16 protein-coding genes are annotated in these 17,039 nt (G+C 64.1%); all 16 read right to left on the reverse strand.

The annotated features are described in order from the left end of the window. The 16 genes from EWH21_RS16220 to cheR all read right to left on the reverse strand — a co-directional run bounded on the left by EWH21_RS16220 (position 1) and on the right by cheR (position 17,001). Entirely contained in the window at positions 1-687 is a 687-nt protein-coding gene (locus EWH21_RS16220) for a sugar phosphate nucleotidyltransferase (protein ID WP_152489114.1), read from the reverse strand. Continuing rightward, the gene (rfbH, locus tag EWH21_RS16225; RefSeq protein WP_277698829.1) at positions 687-2,009 is read right to left on the reverse strand and encodes a lipopolysaccharide biosynthesis protein RfbH; all 1,323 of its coding nucleotides are present in this window, start codon (positions 2,007-2,009) and stop codon (positions 687-689) included. Before rfbH ends, EWH21_RS16220 begins: the two co-directional genes overlap by 1 nt. Then, on the reverse strand, positions 2,002-3,069 hold the full coding sequence (gene rfbG / locus EWH21_RS16230; protein WP_277698830.1) for a CDP-glucose 4,6-dehydratase: 1,068 nt from the start codon (positions 3,067-3,069) through the stop codon (positions 2,002-2,004). The genes rfbH and rfbG overlap by 8 nt, the downstream gene beginning before the upstream one ends. After that, positions 3,060-3,830, reverse strand: a complete 771-nt coding sequence (gene rfbF, locus EWH21_RS16235) for a glucose-1-phosphate cytidylyltransferase (protein WP_152489117.1) — start codon at positions 3,828-3,830, stop codon at positions 3,060-3,062. Before rfbF ends, rfbG begins: the two co-directional genes overlap by 10 nt. A 200-nt stretch (positions 3,831-4,030) precedes the next feature. Beyond that, on the reverse strand, positions 4,031-5,719 hold the full coding sequence (locus EWH21_RS16240) for a flagellar hook-associated protein 3 (RefSeq protein ID WP_037050368.1): 1,689 nt from the start codon (positions 5,717-5,719) through the stop codon (positions 4,031-4,033). A 68-nt stretch (positions 5,720-5,787) separates the two neighbouring features. Beyond that, positions 5,788-7,833 carry a flagellar hook-associated protein FlgK gene (flgK, locus tag EWH21_RS16245; protein ID WP_037050366.1) on the reverse strand — a complete coding sequence of 682 codons (2,046 nt, stop codon included), beginning with the start codon at positions 7,831-7,833 and terminating at the stop codon, positions 5,788-5,790. A gap of 9 nt (positions 7,834-7,842) precedes the next feature. After that, positions 7,843-9,039 carry a flagellar assembly peptidoglycan hydrolase FlgJ gene (flgJ, locus tag EWH21_RS16250; RefSeq protein ID WP_277698831.1) on the reverse strand — a complete coding sequence of 399 codons (1,197 nt, stop codon included), beginning with the start codon at positions 9,037-9,039 and terminating at the stop codon, positions 7,843-7,845. Positions 9,040-9,053: 14 nt separating this feature from the next. Next, a complete protein-coding gene (locus tag EWH21_RS16255) occupies positions 9,054-10,121 on the reverse strand; it encodes a flagellar basal body P-ring protein FlgI (protein ID WP_037050585.1) in 1,068 nt (355 codons plus the stop codon). A 286-nt stretch (positions 10,122-10,407) separates the two neighbouring features. After that, positions 10,408-11,130, reverse strand: coding sequence for a flagellar basal body L-ring protein FlgH (flgH, locus tag EWH21_RS16260; RefSeq protein WP_037050361.1), 723 nt, complete (start codon positions 11,128-11,130; stop codon positions 10,408-10,410). Between the two features lie 40 nt (positions 11,131-11,170). Continuing rightward, positions 11,171-11,956, reverse strand: a complete 786-nt coding sequence (gene flgG, locus EWH21_RS16265; protein WP_037050359.1) for a flagellar basal-body rod protein FlgG — start codon at positions 11,954-11,956, stop codon at positions 11,171-11,173. Between the two features lie 46 nt (positions 11,957-12,002). Then, entirely contained in the window at positions 12,003-12,743 is a 741-nt protein-coding gene (locus EWH21_RS16270) for a flagellar basal body rod protein FlgF (RefSeq protein WP_277698832.1), read from the reverse strand. Between the two features lie 212 nt (positions 12,744-12,955). Further along, on the reverse strand, positions 12,956-14,326 hold the full coding sequence (gene flgE, locus EWH21_RS16275; RefSeq protein WP_037050355.1) for a flagellar hook protein FlgE: 1,371 nt from the start codon (positions 14,324-14,326) through the stop codon (positions 12,956-12,958). Positions 14,327-14,362: 36 nt separating this feature from the next. Further along, the gene (flgD, locus tag EWH21_RS16280) at positions 14,363-15,028 is read right to left on the reverse strand and encodes a flagellar hook assembly protein FlgD (RefSeq protein ID WP_037050352.1); all 666 of its coding nucleotides are present in this window, start codon (positions 15,026-15,028) and stop codon (positions 14,363-14,365) included. Positions 15,029-15,049: 21 nt separating this feature from the next. Continuing rightward, entirely contained in the window at positions 15,050-15,493 is a 444-nt protein-coding gene (flgC, locus tag EWH21_RS16285; RefSeq protein WP_037050350.1) for a flagellar basal body rod protein FlgC, read from the reverse strand. Positions 15,494-15,504: 11 nt separating this feature from the next. Next, on the reverse strand, positions 15,505-15,912 hold the full coding sequence (flgB, locus tag EWH21_RS16290; protein ID WP_037050348.1) for a flagellar basal body rod protein FlgB: 408 nt from the start codon (positions 15,910-15,912) through the stop codon (positions 15,505-15,507). A 261-nt stretch (positions 15,913-16,173) separates the two neighbouring features. Continuing rightward, positions 16,174-17,001 carry a protein-glutamate O-methyltransferase CheR gene (cheR, locus tag EWH21_RS16295; protein WP_037050345.1) on the reverse strand — a complete coding sequence of 276 codons (828 nt, stop codon included), beginning with the start codon at positions 16,999-17,001 and terminating at the stop codon, positions 16,174-16,176. Positions 17,002-17,039 lie beyond the last annotated feature (38 nt).

Here is a 17,039-nt window from a genome sequence, read left to right on the forward strand (position 1 = left end):
TCAGGACTCCATCCGAAAGTCATTGGCGTAGCGATCGAACGACTCCGGCGTGCCGATATCGATGAAGCGACCGCTGTACTCGATGACACTCACGGCCTCTCGGGCCAGCAACTCGGGCAGCAGTTCCTGCTCCATCGAGCACGCACGCACGGCAGCGCTGACGAAGGTATCGCAGGTGAAAGCGTAGACGCCCGCGTTGATCAGGCCCGCTCCTCCGCGACCTTTCTCCAGCAACGCCTGCAGCTGGCCAGCGGCGTCGATTTCTAGGCTGCCGTAACGACTGCGATCGTCCACACGTGCTCCCAGCAGCGCATTGCCGGGTCCCTGCATCATCAGCCTGTAGCCATCGACATCGACGAAGGTATCGGCGTTGAGCACCAGGTAGCGGCCCTGCGCAGGCTGCTCACGCAACGCGTTGAGCAGCGCGCCCCCCGTGCCCATCGGGCTGGACTCGACCACCAGCGTCAGTGGCAGCCCTGCGTCACGCGCCAGGCCAGCGAGCTGCTCGGCCACCTGCTCGGCTCGATAATGGGCGCAGAGCACCGCCTCGCTGATACCGGCGCGTGCCAGCTGACGCAGCACGCGTGCCAGGAAAGGCTCTCCGTGCACCGGCACCAGCGCTTTCTGCGCATCGGTCACGCTGCGCAGGCGCGTGCCGAAGCCACCGCAGAGCACATAGGCACGCATCAGCGCAGCCTCCGCACGTAGGTTTCCAGGCTGCGCGCGGCATGCTCCAGATGATCCTCGGTGAGCCCTGGCCAGAGACCGATCCAGAAGGTGTCACGCATCACCTTGTCGGTCACTGTCAGCTCACCGCTCACACGGTATTGCTGGCCTTGCATGTAGGGCTGGCGCGTCAGGTTGCCAGCGAACAGCAGGCGCGTGCCTACACGTTGCTCATCCAGATGGCGCAGCAACCCGACCCGTTCGATGCCGCAACCATCGCGCAGGGTCAGCGGGAAGCCGAACCATGACGGATCGCTGCCTGGCGTCGCGTGCGGCAGGATCAGGTGCTCGGCACAGCCGGCCAGACGCTCGCTGAGCCAGGCGAAGTTGCGCTTGCGTGCGGCAATGAAATCATCGAGGCGATCCATCTGCGCCAGGGCACAGGCGGCCTGCATGTCGGTGATCTTCAGGTTGTAGCCCAGGTGCGAGTAGGTGTACTTGTGGTCGTAGCCTTCCGGCAGCTCACCCAGCTGCCAGCAGAAGCGCTTGCCACAGGTGTTGTCCTCGCCTGGCGCACAATAGCAGTCACGTCCCCAGTCGCGGAACGACTCGACGATGCGCTTGAGCAGCGGCGAGTCGGTGAACACCGCCCCGCCCTCGCCCATGGTGATGTGGTGGGCCGGATAGAAACTCAGCGTGCCCAGGTCGCCGAAGCCGCCTACCTGACGCCCTTCGTAGGTTGCACCGAGGGCATCGCAGCAATCTTCGATCAACCACAGGCCATAACGGTCGCACAATTCGCGGACGACTTTGAGGTTGAACGGGTTGCCCAGCGTATGGGCAAGCATGATGGCCTTGGTACGCGGCCCGATGGCAGCTTCGATCAAAGCCGGATCGATGTTGTAGGTGCCCAGCTCGATATCGACGAACACGGGTACCGCACCAAACTGCAGGATGGGATTGACCGTGGTAGGAAAACCGGCGGCCACGCCAATCACTTCGTCGCCCTTGCGGATCGCTCGGTCGCCCAGACGTGGCGAGGTCAACGCGGAGAACGCCAGCAAATTGGCCGAAGAGCCGGAGTTGGTGGTCAGCACACCACGCCGCCCCAGATAACGGGCCAGGCGCTTCTCGAAGGCCTGGTTGAAGCGCCCGGTGGTCAACCAGCCATCCAGCACGGCCTCGGTCATGTTTTTCAACTCGCCCGCGCCGATCACCTTGCCGGACGGCGGCACGGCATCGCGGCCGGCTTCGAAGGCAGCAGGAGCCAATTGCAGGTCGGCATAGCGTTCCACCAGCTCGGCAATCTGCTGCCGCAGCGCCTGCGCCGTCTGTTCACTCATGGGTTTCGCCTTGATAGGCCGCGATCTGCGCACGGCTGAATGACTGCATGTCCTCGCCGGCCTGCCAGGCCTGGTGCCAGTCGAGGGTTCGTTCGATGGCCTGCTGCAAGGTCCAGCGCGGGCGCCAATCCAGACGCACACGCGCCTGGCTGGAGTCCAGCGCGAGCAGGCCAGCCTCGTGCGGTTGCTCACTCGCCTCGACCGACCAGCGCGCCTCATCAGGCCAGCGCCGGGCCAGCCGCTCGACCAGTTCGCCGACGCTGACCAGCCCCTCGTTGTCGGGGCCGAAGTTCCATGCCTCCGCCACGGCATCGCCCTGCTCGACCAGCGCCTGCGCCAGGCGCAGATAGCCGTGCAGCGGTTCGAGCACGTGCTGCCAGGGGCGCACGGCCTGCGGGTAGCGCAGCGTCAGTGACTGCCCGGCCTGCCAGGCACGCAGGATATCGGGCAGCAGACGGTCAGCCGACCAATCGCCACCGCCGATCACATTGCCGGCCCGCGCCGTGGCCAGCGCGATGCCCGACTCACGCAGGAACGACTCGCGCCAGGATGCGCAGAGCAGCTCCACACAGGCCTTGCTGCTGCTGTAAAGGTCATGTCCACCGAGGCCATCACTTTCGCGGTACGGCCAGAGCCATTCACGGTTCTCGTAGCACTTGTCGCTGGTCACCACCAACATTGCACGCACACTGTCGCAATGGCGCACCGCCTCCAGCAGGTTGACCGTGCCCATGACATTGGTCGCGTAGGTCTCGGCAGGCGCACGGTAGGATTCGCGCACCAGCGGCTGAGCCGCCAGGTGCAGGACGATTTCCGGGCGGAACGTCGCAACGGCCTCGCTCACGCGCTGGGTATCACGGATGTCGGCCAGGGTCCCCGGCACCTGCTCGTGCAGTTGCGCAACCTGCCACAGGGAAGGCCCGTCGGGAGCCGGCAATGCATAACCGCAGACCTCTGCCCCCAGCTCCCGCAGCCACAGCGCCAACCAGCCGCCCTTGAAACCGGTGTGCCCGGTCAACAGGACCCGGCGGCCTGCCCAGAACGCCGTACTCACGACCATAGACGCCACTCCGCCTGACCGCTCTTCCAGCGCTCTTCGAGCAGCACACGATCGCGCAGCGTATCCATCGGCTGCCAGAAGCCGCGATGCAGATGACTCATCAGCTGCCCCTGTTCGGACAGCTGACGCATCGGCTCGTACTCCCAGGTGGTGTCGTCGCCGTCGATGTAATCGAACACGCCCGGCTCGAGCACGAAGAAGCCACCATTGATCCAGCCGCCATCGCCCTGAGGCTTTTCCTGGAAGCCCCGCACCTGCTGCCCCTGGACATCCAGGGCACCATAACGGCCAGGCGGTTGTACGGCCGTCACCGTGGCGAGCTTGCCGTGGCCACGGTGAAAATCGATCAGTTGCGGAATGTCGATGTTGGCGACGCCATCGCCGTAGGTCAGGCAGAAGGTCTCATCGCCCAGGTAATCACGCACACGCTTCAGGCGACCGCCCGTGGCGGTGCTCTCGCCGGTGTCGACCAGGGTTACACGCCACGGCTCGGCATGCCGGTTGTGGATGTGCATCTGGTTCTCTGCCATGTCGAAGGTCACGTCCGACATGTGCAGGAAGTAGTTGGCGAAATACTCCTTGATGACGTAACCCTTGTAGCCCAGGCAGATCACGAAATCGTTGATGCCGTAGTGGGAGTAGATCTTCATGATGTGCCAGATGATCGGCTTGCCGCCTATCTCGATCATCGGCTTGGGCCGCAGGTGAGACTCTTCGCTGATACGCGTGCCCAGCCCACCGGCCAGAATGACTGTTTTCATAGACTCGCCCAGGTCGTCCGCTCAGACCGACAATTCATTGACCTTACCCCACTCCCACGAACCATTCGAGCAAAATGCATGCCGCACTGCAGAAGGATACGGGGGGAGCAAGACATGACGGGAAAACGTGAAGCGAACCGCCACGGCCGTCCCGCCCGAAGGGGGCGGGAGCGTAGCAGCACTGGGGAGGAGGCGGCTAGTTAACGCAACTGATTGAACAGGTTCAGACCGGCAATCTTCACGTAGCTCTGCTGCGCGGCTTCGAGCACGATGGTCTGGAATGACAGGCGCGACAGCGCCTCGGCGTAATCCAGCTCTCGCAGGTCGGCCTGCACGGACTTGTTCACCAGGGTGACGTCCTCGTTGTCGATCTGCGTGGTCTCGATCAGGTTGCGCCGGGCACCGATCTCGGTGCGGACCTCATCGACGTTGCCCATGCCGTTGTCGAGGTTCTTCAGGGCAATGGCCACCTCGTCACGGATCGCCAGGTTGCCGGCCGGCGAGGTCGGCGAGGACTCCAGGGTCTGGCGCAGGCGCGCAATGGTGTCGAGGATGCTGCGCTGCTCCTGGAACTGCGGCTGCACGCCGAACTCATCGCCGCCCGCCGCGTTGGCCGGGGCGGAAATGCTGAAGTCGACCCCATAGACGTTGAAGGTCGACGGATAGGGGCCCGCTGCGGTACCCGTGCTCAGCACCGGGCTGCCAGGCCCGAGCGGCTGGGCGTAGACCTCGTAGTTGGTCGCATCGGTGAAGCGCACCACCACCCCGGCCGTGGGAAATTGCGCGTCGAAGGTCGCCTGGTTGACGATGGTGCCGCCCGAGACCACCGCACCCGAGGCGTTGGTCGAGGAACGGGTCACGGCGAACTCGGTCTCGGCCGACTGCAGGGTGAAGCTGTGGGTACCGATGCCCGGCGTACCCGCCGTTGCCGGCGGTTGAATGTCCGCCAGCAGGTTGTCCAGGTCCATGGAGTTGTCGCCGTCCTTCAGCACCACGTCGAGCTGAAAGCGCATGCCACGGAAGTTGATCGTGTTACCACTGTTGGCCAGCGGGTCGATCTTGCCGCCGCCCGGAATCTCGGACGTGACATCGGCCCCGGAAGCGTCGTAGATGCGGAATTCGTTGCCGCTGACGAACGCCAGCGAATAGGGCTCGCCACTGCGGAAGGTGGAGTTGAAGGCGCGGTCGTCCTCGACCAGGCCCGGCGAGATGAACACGCGCTGCTCGTCGGCGGGAACCGCCGGAATGCTGGTGGCCGGCAGCGGCGGCGTCGGCAATGCCGGATTGTTGACCCCGTCGGTGTTGGCCACCCGGTTGGCATTGGTGACGCTCTCGAACAGACGCTTGCCGTTGTCGTTGATCGCGACGTTGGTCGAGCTGGCGACCTGCAGGCTGCGCTGGCCCTCGTCACCGAAGTAGGAGTAGGTGCCGTCCGGGTTGCGGACGAACGGCTCGGTCTTGCCCAGGTTGCCGCTGAACAGGTATTCGCCACGGGCGTTGCGGCTGTTCATCAGGTTGAGCAACTCGGCCTCGCGCTCCTCCAGCTCCTTGGCGATCGACTGGCGATCCTCTGCCGACAGGCTTCCGCCGCCGGCACGCACGGCCAGTTCGCGCACCCGCTGCATGACGGTGTTGACCGAGTTGAGCGTGGTCTCTTCCTGCACCAGGCTGTTTTCCGCTGCCGTCAGGTTGTCGTTGTACTGCTTGAGCACGGCCTGCTGCTGCTCCAGCTGCAGCAAGCGCACCGAGGCGACCGGATCGTCCGCCGGCGTGAGGATGCGGTTGCCGCTGCTGATCTGTTCCTGGGTCCGGATCACATTGGAATAGTTGCGCCCCAGACCGGAAACGCCGTTGTTGAACGCCTGGATGGATGAAATGCGCATGACCATGGGGCTTGCCTCTTGCAACGCCTGTCAGTTGAACAGGCTACACCCTCTCGATGCCGGGAGGGTGACTATCAGAATGTATTGATCAGGGTATCGAACAGGCTACGCGCAACTTGAATGATCTGCGCCGACGCCTGGTAGTACTGCTCGAACTGGATCAGCTTGGCGGCCTCCTCGTCGAGGTTGACCCCGGAGACCGAATCGCGGTTGTCGGTGGCCTGCTTGAGGATCGCACCGGTCGCCTCTCCGTCGACCCGCGCCTGGCTGGTCAGGGTACCGACACGCTCGACGAGATCACCGTAGGAGTCGGTGAAACTTGCGCCGGTCGTGCCGGGCGCCGCCGGGTTGATGCCGATCACCGCCTTGTTCTGCAGGTCGGTCAGTTTCAGGGCGTTGCGGTTGTCGGACACGCCATTGGTGTTGAACGACACCGAGAAGTTGTCGCCGCCCTCGGGACGGCCACTGATGGTGACTTCGTAATCGAAGGTGCTGGGCACGTTCGGCGGGTTGGCCGGTACGGTGATGGTGACCGTGTTGTTCTGTCCCGGCACGATGCTGCCGGTGTCGATCACGTTGCCGTTGATGTCGACCACGTCGTAGCTCTGGGTCGCACCACCGCCCGCCCCCATCACGATGCGCAGAGGCGGCGCATTGCGCAGGCTGGTCTCCAGATCGGCCTGCGCGACCGGATCGTAGATGTCGATCTCGGTGAGCAGGCTCGGTTGGGTGATCTTGCCGGTGCCGATATTGGCCGGGCTGGTCTCGGCCTTGAGCGGCGAGGCGAACGCCAGCTCTTCGGCGTTCTTCATGTCGGCACGCATGTGGCTGCCGGCATTGCGGGTCGGCATGATGGAGAAGCGATCCCCCGCGGCGAAGGTGCCCGCCGCCACACCGAGCGAGAAGCCATCGACCTCCGGGGCCGGGACGGTGGTGATATCGAACGTCGCCGGCGTCGGCGGGAACAGGGTGCCATCGGAGACACGCCGCACCACGTACTCGGTTGCGCTGGTGAACTGCACCTCGTAGTCACTGGTGGTCAGCTGCGTGGTGTCGGTGATGGTGACGTTGAGATTGGCCGTCGGGTCGCTGTTGCCGACGCGGGCCAGGCTGCGCTGGGCGAGCAGCAGCGGATCGTTGAGCGGCCTGAACAGCTCGTTGCCGAACTCGCCGTTGAGGTCCAGGCCCTGGCCCAGCTGGCGGTTGATCTGGTCGGTGACCGACAGCGCCAGGCGGCCGACCGCGTTCAGCGAGGTGTCCAGCACGTCCTGGCGATAGCGCAGCAGGCCGCCCATCTCGCCACCGGTGATCAGCGAAGTGACGTTCTGCCGCGAGTTGCCGCTGACGAACTGGATTTCACTGCGCAACGGGTCGCTCTGCCCCGGCGTCACCTCCAGGCGTGCGGCATTGCTGCCCACCACCAGCGGCTGGCCGGAGCCGATGAACAGGTTGTAGGTGTTGTCGTCCTGCGGCACCACCGTCACGCCGACGAACTCGGAGAGCTTGCGCACCGCTTCTTCACGGGCGTCGAGCAGGTCGTTCGGGGCCTGCCCGTTGGACGCCGCCACGGCGATGGCGTCGTTGTAACCGGCGATCGAGGTCGCCAGCTGATTGACCTGATCGGTCACGGCGGACAGCTGCTTGTTGATGAAGGCGTTCTGCTCGTTCAGCCGGTCGTAGATCGTGTTGAAACGCTTGGCCAGGCCCTCGGCTTCGGACAGTACCAGCTGCCGTGCCGGAATGTTGGCGGGGTCCTCGGCGGCCGTCTGCAACGCGGCGAACAGCTTCTGCAGGCCCGGCGTGACACCGGTGGTGCTGCCTGCGAGCAACGAGTCGAGCTGATTGATCTGACTCAGGTAGGCCTGGGTGTCGCTGTTCAACGCCGTGCTGCTGCGCACCTGCGTATTGAGGAACTCGTTGTAGATGCGCCGCACATCGACCAGCGTGGTGCCCGAGCCGATGTACCCCGCCCCGCTGAACTGCGGCGTGCGGGTGGCCTGCACGGTTTCCTGGCGGGAGAAACCGGGCGTGTTGACGTTGACGATGTTGTGCCCCGTCACCGACAGCGACGTCTTGTTCGCTGCCAGCCCGGACAGGCCTATGTTGAGTAGGTCAGCCATGAGTCAACCTCAGGTCCTTGTGGTGGCGCTGTCGGCAGCGGCGATTGCCTGATAGGTCTGCATCTTGCGCGCGATCTGGGAGATCTTGCGGGCGTACTGCGGATCCGTGGCATAACCGGCCTGCTGCAGTTCCTTGACGAAGCGCTCCGGGTTGTCGGTGCTGCTCAGGGCCTTCTCGTAGCGCCCGTTATTCTGCAGGAAGCTGACGTAGTCGTCGAAGCTCTGCGCATAGGAGTCGTAGGCACGGAAGTTGGCGGTTTCACGCACGGCCTTGCCGCCCTGGTACTCGGTGGTCAGCACGCGCGCCGACTCGCCATCCCAGCTGTTGTGGGTCTTGATGCCGAACAGGTTGTGGCTGCTCTGGCCATCGCCGGTGCGAATGATGGATTTGCCCCAGCCGGTTTCCAGCGCGGCCTGCGCCACCAGGTAGCGCGGGTCCACGCCGATCTTCTCGGCGGCGGCCTCGGCCATCGGCAGCATGGTGGCGACGAACTCCTGCGGCGAACTGAATGCCGCCTTGCCCGGCGCCAGCGGGGGCTGGGCGATACGCCGGCCGGTCAGGGCGTCGCTGTTGCCCAGGCTCAGGGCCTTGCCCCGGGGCGCGGCGCTGCTCTGCGCCGGAATCCAGTCGTTGCCGGACAGGGTCTTGCCCTCCCCCTCCCCGGCCGACGGCACGATGCCTGCCAGCAGGCGGTCCGCCAGTTTGCCGGGCACGGCCAGACGACGGCGATTGAGCAGCGCCACGTCATCACGGAAGCCTTCGGCGCTGGCCACCTTGTCTGCCGTTTTGTCAGTCGTCGTGGCGGACGTCGCAGCCACCGGCTGTTCGACCTGGGCGAACGGATTGGGGCGGCTCGACGGCTGCTTGATCTTCGACATCTGCCGCACCAGCACGTCGGCCAGGCCGATGCCACGCCCTTCCTTGGAGAGCGTCACCGCCAGCTGCTGGTCGTACATGTCCTGATAGGTCTTGCTCTCGTTGCTGTTCATGAAGTTGCCCTCGCCGAACGCGGCGTTGGCCGAACGCATGGCCTTGAGCATTTCGTTCATGAACAGCGATTCGAATTCCTGCGCGACCTTGCGGATGTTCTGCTCGCTGTCGCCACCGACCTTGAACTGGTTCAGGCGGTTCAGGTCGGTGAAGGCACCGCTGTCGATCGGGCTTTTGCCGTTGCCGAGCAGGCCGGCCGAGAGTCGAGAGTCCATATCGGCAGTCCTCCTCAGATCACGATCAGGTCGGCCTGCAGAGCGCCGGCTTGCTTGAGCGCCTCCAGGATGGCCATCAGATCGGAGGGCGCAGCGCCCACCTGGTTAACCGCACGCACGATCTCGTCGAGGCTGGTACCCGGACCGAACTTGAACATCGGCTTGGCCTCCTCCTCGGCGCCCACGCGCGAGCGTGGCACCACCGCCGTCTGGCCGCCCGAGAGCGCGTCCGGCTGGCTGACGATCGGGTCTTCGGTGATGGTCACCGTCAGGCTGCCGTGGGTGACGGCCGCCGGCTGAACCTTGACGTTCTGGCCGATGACGATGGTGCCGGTACGCGAATTGATGATGACCTTGGCGATGGCCTGCCCGGCCTCCACCTCGAGATTCTCCAGAATCGACAGGTAGTCGACGCGCTGGTTGGGGTCGAGCGGCGCGCTGACCCGGATCGAGCCGCCGTCGATGGCCTGTGCCACGCCTGGGCCCAACAGGTTGTTGACCTGGTCGACGATGTTCTTCGCCGTGGTGAAGTCGGGGCGATTGAGGTTCAGGGTCAGGTAGTTGCCCTGATCGAAACCGCTCGGCACCGGGCGTTCCACGGTGGCACCGCCAGGGATGCGGCCGGCGGACGGCACGTTGACGGTGATGCGCGAGCCATCGGCGCCGCTGGCATCGAAACCCCCGACCACCAGGTTGCCCTGAGCGATGGCATAGACGTTGCCGTCGATGCCCTTGAGCGGGGTCATCAGCAGGCTGCCGCCGCGCAGGCTCTTGGCGTTGCCGATCGACGAGATGGTGATGTCGATGACCTGGCCCGGCTTGGCGAACGGCGGCAGGTCGGCATGCACCGACACGGCGGCGACGTTCTTCAGCTGCACGTTGCCGCCGGCCGGTACCTTGATGCCGAACTGCGCCAGCATGTTGTTAAAGGTCTGCACGGTGAACGGGGTCTGGGTAGTCTGGTCACCACTGCCGTTGAGCCCCACCACCAGGCCGTAGCCGATCAGCTGGTTGCTGCGCACGCCCTGAATCGAGGCCAGGTCCTTCAGGCGTTCGGCCTGGGTCGGCAGGCTCAGCAGCATGCAGCCGAGCAGAGTGGCCAGGAGCAGCCAGTCGTTGGCACCGCGATGACGGTAGCCGCGATGGGCCACGGCGAACTGACGGCGGCAGGCTCCGCCCGCAACGCCCTCATGCCGGCTGGACGCCCTGCAGGACTGGACGCGCCCGCCCGGCTTGCGCGCCGCGTCGACCGCGAAGGCCTTGCGCGCAGAACCGCTCGCGCTGAATCGCGCATACCAGTGGGCCAGGCGGCTCAGCGCCAGGAACGAAGGATGAGGCAACCAGGTTTTCATTTGCGCGCCCTCAGGGTCAGAACGGCCACAGCGGGCTCATGAAGAAGCGGCTCAACCAGCCAGGCTGACTGGCGTCGGCGAAGGCCCCGGTGCCGGAATAGGTGATGCGCGCATCCGCCACCCGCGTCGAGGCGACGGTGTTGTCGGTGGCGATGTCGTCGGCGCGAACCAGACCGGAGATGCGCACCAGCTCATCACCGGTATTGAGGGTCATCCACTTCTCGCCGCGTACGGCGAGGATGCCGTTGGGCAGCACTTCGGCGACGGTCACGGTGATCGAACCGGACAGGCTGTTGCTCTGCCCTGCCTGGCCGGAGCCGGTGTTGGCGCGCTGCGAATCCCAGCTCGAATCCAGGCTCAGCTTGTCGTTGGTCATGCCCAGGGCGCTGAGGCCGCTCAGCGGATTCTTCGGTGCTACCGCCATGCCGAACAGATTGGGCACGCCCAGGGTGCCGCTGCTGTCCTTCTGCAGCGAGCTGTTGGCGTTCTTGCTGGCCTGCGTCCGCTCGTTGAGGGTGATGGTGATGATGTCGCCGACGCGGAACGCCTTGCGGTCGTCATACAGGCCGTTCTCGAATCCTGCCTGGTAGATCGAACCGTTGTTCTGTGCCGCCGGCAACGGCGTGCGCGGCAGTACCGGCGCGTAATAGGGATCATCCGGCTTGGCTGTCGGCGCCACGCAGCCGCTGCCGAGCAGCAGGCCAGCCAACAGGGGGAAACAGAGTATTTGCCGGTTCATAACCACTACCTCGCGGCGTTCACAACAGAATCAGGATTGATCAGAGGTTCTGCGTCACGAAGGACAGCATCTGATCGGCGGTGGAAATCACCTTGGAGTTCATTTCGTAGGCGCGCTGGGTGGTGATCATGTTCACCAGCTCTTCCACCACGCTGACGTTGGAGTTTTCCAGGGTGTTCTGCAGGGTGGTGCCCAGACCGTTGAGGCCAGGGTTGCCGACCTGCGGCGCACCGCTGGAACCGGTTTCCAGGAACAGGTTGTTGCCGATGGCTTCGAGACCCGCCGGGTTGACGAAGTCAGCCAGCTGGATGTTGCCGATGATCTGCGGCTGCGGGTTGCCGGCCGTGGTGACCGACACGGTGCCGTCCTCGCCGACAGTGAAGGTGCGCACTTCGTTGGGCAGCACGATGGCCGGCTCCAGGGCAAAGCCCTGGGAGGTGACGATCTGGCCATCGGAGTTCAGGTGAAAGCTGCCATCGCGGGTGTAGGAGACAGTGCCATCGGGCTGCAGGATCTGGAAGAAACCACGGCCATTCACGGCCAGGTCCAGCGGCTGCTCGGTGGTCTGCAGGCTACCGGCGGTGAAGATCTTCTGCGTACCGACCACGCGCACACCGGTGCCGAGCTGCAGGCCGGACGGCAGTTCGCTGTCCTGGCTGGACTGGCCACCCGGCTGACGACGAATCTGGTACAGCAGATCTTCGAACTCGGCCCGATCGCGTTTGAAGCCAGTGGTCGCGACGTTGGCCAGGTTGTTGGAAATGGTGGTCAGGTTCATGTCCTGGGCGGACAGACCGGTCTTGCTGACCCAAAGTGCCGGAAGCATATCGTTTCTCCTCGGACGCCGGTTTTACGGCGCCGCGTACTGGTAATTAGCTAATCTGCAAAACCCGCGCCATGGCCGAGGCGTTGTCTTCGGCGGTACGCATCATCTTCACCGACAGCTCGAACTGACGGGACAGGGACAGGATCGCCGTCATCTCTTCGACGGCATTGACGTTGCTCGCCTCGAGGAAGCCGGAGGTGAGCTGCACCGTGGCATCGGCCTCTACTTCGGGCTGGCCCTTGACCCGGATCAGACCGTCGGCGCCCTTCTCCAGGCTCTTCGGATCGGGATTGACCAGCTTGATGCGGTCGACCTCGGCCAGCACGTTGGGGTTTTCGCCAAGGGCGCGAATGCTGATGGTGCCGTCCTGACCGATCTCCACCTTCTGCTCCGGCGGCACGGCAATCGGCCCGGCATTGCCCATCACCGGCAAGCCGTTGCCGGTGCGCAGCACACCGAGGGCATCGATATTCAGACTGGCGGTACGGACGTAGGCCTCGCTGCCATCCGGAGCCTGCACGGCGACCCAACCCTTGCCACCGATGGCGACATCGAGGTCGCGCCCGGTCTCCTGCAGCGAACCCGGGCGGAAATCGGTCGCCGGGCGCTCGCTCATCGCGAACACGCGCGCCGGGTAGGTGTCGCCGAACAGCGGCATCGAACGCGCCTGCTCGAAATCACGACGGAAACCCGAGGTGGACACGTTGGCCAGGTTGTTGGCGTGGGCGCGCAGACCCAGGGTGTTGTTCTGCGCTCCGGTCATGGAGACGTACAGCATCTTGTCCATGGTAATTCTCCGAGTGGGCGACGTGCCCTTGGCTCTTTGCATGCTTTACAGCAAGCGCCGTGCCAAACGGATAAATCAAATACAAGACGCTGATTTAAAAGGATTTATCTAGAGATAGAGAGCGCCGAAAGACATGCGGCGGCGAGGTTTTGCCGGTTGCGGAACGGCAAAGCGGCAAGCCTGGCTTGCCGCTTCATCTCAGGTCAGCGCCATCAACGCAGGTTGATGATGGTCTGGGTGATGGCGCTCTCGGTCTCGATGGTCTTGGCGTTCGCCTGGTAGTTGCGCTGCGCCACGATGAGGTTCACCAGCTGGTCCGACAGCTCGACGTTGGAGTCCTCCAGCGCCCCCGCCTCCAGAGCCCCGAGGGTACTGCTGCGCGGGGTACCGATAACCGGCTCACCCGACTCGAAGGACTGCACCCAGGCCGTCTTGCCCACCGGCGTCAGCCCCTGGACGTTGGCGAAGTTGGCCAGCAGCACCTGCCCCTGCACCTTCGACTGACCGTTGGTGTAGCGGGCGAAGATCACGCCGGTATCGTCGACTTCGAGCCCGGCGAGCTGACCCGTGGTGTAGCCATCCTGGCTGACGGCATTGACCCCGAACGACGCGGCGTACTGGGTCGACCCGCGCATGTCGAAGGTAAACGCCTCGCTGTCAGCCCCGTTGGCGACCATCGTGCCCGGGTTGGCCGGGTCCTCTTCCGCCGGCGTCCAGTCGGTATCGGCCAGGGCGAAAATGCCGTTCGGCGTGCCCGCCGGAATCGCCGGCGCGTCCAGGGCCGGATTCGCCGGCGTACTGGCCAGCGGCGTCAGCGCCGGGGTCGCCAGTTGCCCGGCGGCATCGTAGTTCACTGCATAGCTGAAGGGCTGGGTGCTGCTCGGGTCGCGCGGGTTCACACCGTCGATCAGCACGTGCATGACCCAGCCGTTGTTGGCCGGCGCCTCGTTCTTGACGAAGTACTGGCTCATGACGTGGGCGTTGCCCTGGGCGTCGTAGATGTTGGTGGAGGTCGACCAGTTGAAGGACTGCGAATCGCTCGGGTCGAAGGTCGGCGCCGCCATGGTCCCGGCGTTGACCGGACGCACGGCATTGGAGTTCAGGTTGACCGTCTGGGTGACCGTGGTGGTCGCCTTCGGCTCCTGCTGCCCGGCGTTGACGCGCAGGTCGGTGCGCACCGGCAGGATATTGCCGTTCTCGTCGGCGCCGTAACCCTGCAGGCGATAACCGAAGTTGTTGACGATGTAGCCGTCACGGTCCGTACCGAAGTAACCCGCGCGGGTATAGCTGATGTCGCCATTGTTGCTGGTGACGAAGAAGCCGTTGCCGCTGATGGCCATGTCCAGCGCGTTCTGCGTGTAGTTGATGTTGCCCTGGTTGAACAGCTGCGCCACGTCGGCCAGCAGCACGCCACTGCCCTGCGGGTTCTTGCCGGTGCCGAGCACCGACGAGGCGTAGAGATCGGCGAACTCCGCGCGAGACTGCTTGAAACCCGCGGTGCCGGCGTTGGCGATGTTGTTGCCCGTGACATTGAGGTCGCTGGTTGCCGCCCGCAGACCGCTGAGACCGATATTGAAAGACATGGAAGACTCCTTTGCCGGAACTGCCGGCGGCAATAATTACTGGCCGATGACCTGCACTTGCGAAAGCGGAACACTGCCGAGGCCGGCGAGGTTGAGCATCAGCTCGCCGCCACCCAGCGTCACGCTGTCGACGTTGGCCGGCAGCATGGTGTACAGCCCCTTGGTTTCCGAGCCATACGTGGCCTGCGCCTCGAACTTGTAGGTCCCTGGCGGCATCAGGTTGCCGTTGGAATCCTTGCCGTCCCAGATGAAGCTGACGTTGCCGGCAGCCTGCTCGCCGAGGTTGACGCGCGACACCAGCGAACCGGCGTTGTCATAGACGTTGACGTAGACGTTGCTGCTGCTGACCGGCAGAACGGCGGTCGCCTTGAAGCTCTCGCTGGTATCGACGACGGCTTTCTCGCTGGGGATGATCACCTTGCGTCCGACCAGCGAGGAAGCCTGCAGCGCCTGCGACGACTGGTAGCCGGAGAGCAGCGACTCCATGCTGGTGTTGAGCTTCTCGATACCCTCCACCTGGCTGAACTGTGCCAGCTGGGCGATGAACTCGCCGTTGCCCTGCGGCTCCAGCGGGTTCTGGTTGTTCAACTGGGCCACCAGCAGGTTGAGGAACTCGTTCTTGCCGAGTTCCTTGTTCTGCGTGGTGTCCTGCTTGATCTGATACTGGTCGAGTACCGAACTCGTGCCGCTTACTGTGCTCATCCCTAGTCCCCTTCAAATACGTTACTGACCGAGGGTCAGCACACGCTGCAGCATCTGCTTGGCGGTATTCATCATTTCCACGTTGGTCTGGAAGGCGCGACTGGCGGAAATCATGTCAGCCATCTCCTCGACCACATTGACGTTCGGGTAGTAGACGTAACCATCGGCGTTGGCCATCGGATGGTCCGGCTCGTAACGCGGCATCAGGCTGCTCTGGTCCTCGATCACACCGAGCACCTGGACACCACGGCCGGCGTCGTCCTGCTCGGCGAACAGCGAGCCGCGATCCCCGTCCTGCGCCTGCTGGAACACCGTGGCGAATACCGGATGACGGGCCCGATAGGTCTGATCGATGCTCGAGGAGACGGTCTCGGCGTTGGCGATGTTGCTGGAAATGGTGTTCAGGCGAGTGCTCTGGGCGCTCATACCGGTTCCGGCGATATTGAAGACACTGGCAAGAGACATGGTCGCGCTCCTTATTCGCCGCGCAGGGCCGCGGTCAGCCCTTTGAACTTGCTGTTGAGGAAGGTGAAGCTGGCCTGAAACTGCACCGAGTTTTCCGCGTAGTTCGATTGCTCGATCTGCAGGTCGACGGTGTTCTGGTCCAGAGAGGCATGGAACGGCGTGCGGTAAGGCAGCTCGGCCTCGCCGGTGGCCACGCCGTCAGCCGCGATATGACGGCCATCGGTGCGCGCCAGGCTGACGTTGCCGCGCTGCTGCTTGGCATTCTGCTCGGCGAGCACGCTGGCGAAGTCCAGGTCGCGCGCCTTGTAGTTCGGCGTGTCGGCGTTGGCGATGTTGTTGGACAGCACCTCGGCGCGCTGAGCGCGGAACGCGAGCGCCTGTTCGTGGATACCGAGTGCCTTGCCGAAATTGATGCTCATGCTCTGAACCTTTGCCACTGGGGCGATCTGGTTACCGTTGCGAGCTATTCAGCAAAGCCTGTGCCAACTTGTTTAACCCTTGTAAATCAATGCGTTAGACAGATATCCGGGAAAGGAAAGCGGCAAAGCGGCAAAGCTTTACCGCCTACAGGCAACCAGGCGGCAATGCCATGCGGGCATGCGTTGCCGCTGCGCGGTGCCGAAAACGCCAACGGGAGGCACATGGCCTCCCGTTGCTGACATACCCGAGCGACTTCGCGGCTACTTGGCCTTGTAGATGATCCCCGGGCTGCACTGCACCATCTGGTACTTGTCCGGCAGGCCATTGAGCGCCTCGGACGCCCCGAGGAACAGGTAGCCACCGGGCTTCAGGGTCGCATGGATGCGCGTGAGGATGTCCTTCTTCACCTCCGCCGAGAAGTAGATCAGCACGTTGCGGCAGAACACGATGTCGAACTTGCCCAGCGCGGCGTAGCTGTCCAGCAGATTGAGCGGACGGAACTCGACCCGGTTCTTGATCGGCGCCTTGACCTGCCAGCGCCCAGGTCCCCTGGGGTCGAAGAAGCGCTGCAGGCGTTCCTGCGACAACCCCCGGCCCATGGCCAGACTGTCGTACTCGCCGGACTTGCAGTTGCTCAGCATCGACGGGGACAGGTCCGTGGCCACGATCTGCACACCGGCCTTGAGTTGCCCCAGGTTGGTCCGCTCGAACTCGTCGATGGACATCGACAGCGAATACGGCTCCTGGCCGGACGAACAGGCCGCCGACCAGATGCGCAGCCGCTGCGACGGGTAGGCCTTGATCAGCTCAGGCAGTACCCGGCTCTTGAGCACCTCGAACGGATAGGTGTCACGAAACCACAGGGTTTCGTTGGTGGTCATGGCATCGACCACCTGCTCACGCAATCCTCCCCGGGGCTGGCTCTGCATGCGCTGCACCAGTTCACCCAGGGTCTTGATGCCGTTCTGTTCCATCAGCTTGTTCAGACGGCTGGAGACCAGGTACTGCTTGTTGCTGCCAAGCAGGATACCGCAGGCCTTTTCCAGGAAAGTCCGGAACTGCTCGAAATCCAAATTACCCGAAGACACTAATGCAGCCTCACCAACCATAATGTTTGCCAAGAGAC

This window comes from Pseudomonas sp. REST10, assembly GCF_029542605.1.
GTDB classification, from domain to species: domain Bacteria; phylum Pseudomonadota; class Gammaproteobacteria; order Pseudomonadales; family Pseudomonadaceae; genus Aquipseudomonas; species Aquipseudomonas khazarica.

Bases quoted from the DNA above. Each gene is read 5' to 3' on its own strand.
- EWH21_RS16220 (WP_152489114.1), bottom strand. From the start codon at position 687: ATGCGTGCCTATGTGCTCTGCGGTGGCTTCGGCACGCGCCTGCGCAGC.
- rfbH (WP_277698829.1), bottom strand. From the start codon at position 2,009: ATGAGTGAACAGACGGCGCAGGCGCTGCGGCAGCAGATTGCCGAGCTG.
- rfbG (WP_277698830.1), bottom strand. From the start codon at position 3,069: ATGGTCGTGAGTACGGCGTTCTGGGCAGGCCGCCGGGTCCTGTTGACC.
- rfbF (WP_152489117.1), bottom strand. From the start codon at position 3,830: ATGAAAACAGTCATTCTGGCCGGTGGGCTGGGCACGCGTATCAGCGAA.
- EWH21_RS16240 (WP_037050368.1), bottom strand. From the start codon at position 5,719: ATGGTCATGCGCATTTCATCCATCCAGGCGTTCAACAACGGCGTTTCC.
- flgK (WP_037050366.1), bottom strand. From the start codon at position 7,833: ATGGCTGACCTACTCAACATAGGCCTGTCCGGGCTGGCAGCGAACAAG.
- flgJ (WP_277698831.1), bottom strand. From the start codon at position 9,039: ATGGACTCTCGACTCTCGGCCGGCCTGCTCGGCAACGGCAAAAGCCCG.
- EWH21_RS16255 (WP_037050585.1), bottom strand. From the start codon at position 10,121: ATGCTGCTGAGCCTGCCGACCCAGGCCGAACGCCTGAAGGACCTGGCC.
- flgH (WP_037050361.1), bottom strand. From the start codon at position 11,130: ATGAACCGGCAAATACTCTGTTTCCCCCTGTTGGCTGGCCTGCTGCTC.
- flgG (WP_037050359.1), bottom strand. From the start codon at position 11,956: ATGCTTCCGGCACTTTGGGTCAGCAAGACCGGTCTGTCCGCCCAGGAC.
- EWH21_RS16270 (WP_277698832.1), bottom strand. From the start codon at position 12,743: ATGGACAAGATGCTGTACGTCTCCATGACCGGAGCGCAGAACAACACC.
- flgE (WP_037050355.1), bottom strand. From the start codon at position 14,326: ATGTCTTTCAATATCGGTCTCAGCGGTCTGCGGGCGGCAACCAGCGAC.
- flgD (WP_037050352.1), bottom strand. From the start codon at position 15,028: ATGAGCACAGTAAGCGGCACGAGTTCGGTACTCGACCAGTATCAGATC.
- flgC (WP_037050350.1), bottom strand. From the start codon at position 15,493: ATGTCTCTTGCCAGTGTCTTCAATATCGCCGGAACCGGTATGAGCGCC.
- flgB (WP_037050348.1), bottom strand. From the start codon at position 15,912: ATGAGCATCAATTTCGGCAAGGCACTCGGTATCCACGAACAGGCGCTC.